The 1,769-nt window shown below is 64.8% G+C and carries 1 protein-coding gene; it reads right to left on the bottom strand.

All coding sequences use genetic code 11. The annotated features are described in order from the left end of the window. The coding region (locus KIH45_RS18990; RefSeq protein ID WP_213177512.1) for a DUF5801 repeats-in-toxin domain-containing protein at positions 1-1,769 on the bottom strand (1,769 nt) is incomplete at both ends.

Below are 1,769 nucleotides of genomic sequence, written 5' to 3'. Positions count from 1 at the left end.
AGCGCTGCGTACTGCGTGACGGTGAGCGTGCCGTCGTCGTTGATCTCGACCGTGAAGGCCGTATCCGCGCCGCCGTTGTAGGTACCGGTGATGACCGAAGCGCTGGTCTGTTCCAGCGTGATCGGCAGATCGCCGTCCGAAGTCATCAGCGAGGTCGAGCCGTTGCCGACGATGTCGATGGTGTAGACCGGATCGCCTGCTGCATCGTCTGCGCCGAAGGCCAGCGAAGCCGAGATGATCGAAGCCGCGCTCGTCGCGCTGATCGGGCCGGAGACGAAAGCTTCGCCGGCATCGGTCTCGTCGACCGAGACCGAGCTGCCCAGGGCAACGTTGGTGACCGCCGGACCGTCATCGTAGAAGGTGACCGCTGCGCCAACTGCAACCGTGCCGCTGTCGGTATCGCCGTCGTTGTCGGTGATCGTGACCGTCGCGTCGATCAGGCCGGCAAGATCCAGCGTGTCGTTGTCGTCGGTCGCATCGGCATGCTCGAGAGCTGCGTACTGCGTGACGGTGAGCGTGCCGTCGTCGTTGATCTCGATCGTGAAGGCCGTATCCGCGCCGCCGTTGTAGGTACCGGTGATGACCGAAGCGCTGGTCTGCTCCAGCGTGATCGGCAGATCGCCGTCCGACGTCATCAGCGAGGTCGAGCCGTTGCCGACGATGTCGATGGTGTAGACCGGATCGCCTGCTGCATCGTCTGCGCCGAAGGCCAGCGAAGCCGAGATGATCGAAGCCGCGCTCGTCGCGCTGATCGGGCCGGAGACGAAGGCTTCGCCGGCATCGGTCTCGTCAACCGAGACCGAGCTGCCCAGGGCAACGTTGGTGACCGCCGGGCCGTCATCGTAGAAAGTGACTGCTGCGCCAACGGCAACCGTGCCGCTGTCGGTATCGCCGTCGTTGTCGGTGATCGTGACCGTGGCGTCGATCAGGCCGGCAAGATCCAGCGTGTCGTTGTCGTCGGTCGCATCGGCATGCTCAAGCGCTGCGTACTGCGTGACGGTGAGCGTGCCGTCGTCGTTGATCTCGACCGTGAAGGCCGTATCCGCGCCGCCGTTGTAGGTACCGGTGATGACCGAAGCGCTGGTCTGTTCCAGCGTGATCGGCAGATCGCCGTCCGAAGTCATCAGCGAGGTCGAGCCGTTGCCGACGATGTCGATGGTGTAGACCGGATCGCCTGCTGCATCGTCTGCGCCGAAGGCCAGCGAAGCCGAGATGATCGAAGCCGCGCTCGTCGCGCTGATCGGGCCGGAGACGAAAGCTTCGCCGGCATCGGTCTCGTCGACCGAGACCGAGCTGCCCAGGGCAACGTTGGTGACCGCCGGACCGTCATCGTAGAAGGTGACCGCTGCGCCAACGGCAACCGTGCCGCTGTCGGTATCGCCGTCGTTGTCGGTGATCGTGACCGTCGCGTCGATCAGGCCGGCAAGATCCAGCGTGTCGTTGTCGTCGGTCGCATCGGCATGCTCGAGAGCTGCGTACTGCGTGACGGTGAGCGTGCCGTCGTCGTTGATCTCGATCGTGAAGGCCGTATCCGCGCCGCCGTTGTAGGTACCGGTGATGACCGAAGCGCTGGTCTGCTCCAGCGTGATCGGCAGATCGCCGTCCGACGTCATCAGCGAGGTCGAGCCGTTGCCGACGATGTCGATGGTGTAGACCGGATCGCCTGCTGCATCGTCTGCGCCGAAGGCCAGCGAAGCCGAGATGATCGAAGCCGCGCTCGTCGCGCTGATCGGGCCGGAGACGAAAGCTTCGCCGGCATCGGTCTCGTC

This window comes from Croceicoccus gelatinilyticus (assembly GCF_018398395.1).
In the GTDB taxonomy this organism is placed as follows: Bacteria; Pseudomonadota; Alphaproteobacteria; order Sphingomonadales; family Sphingomonadaceae; genus Croceicoccus; species Croceicoccus gelatinilyticus.
The sequence above is the reverse complement of the archived record's forward strand: the minus strand, read 5'-3'. Positions and strand labels throughout refer to the sequence as shown.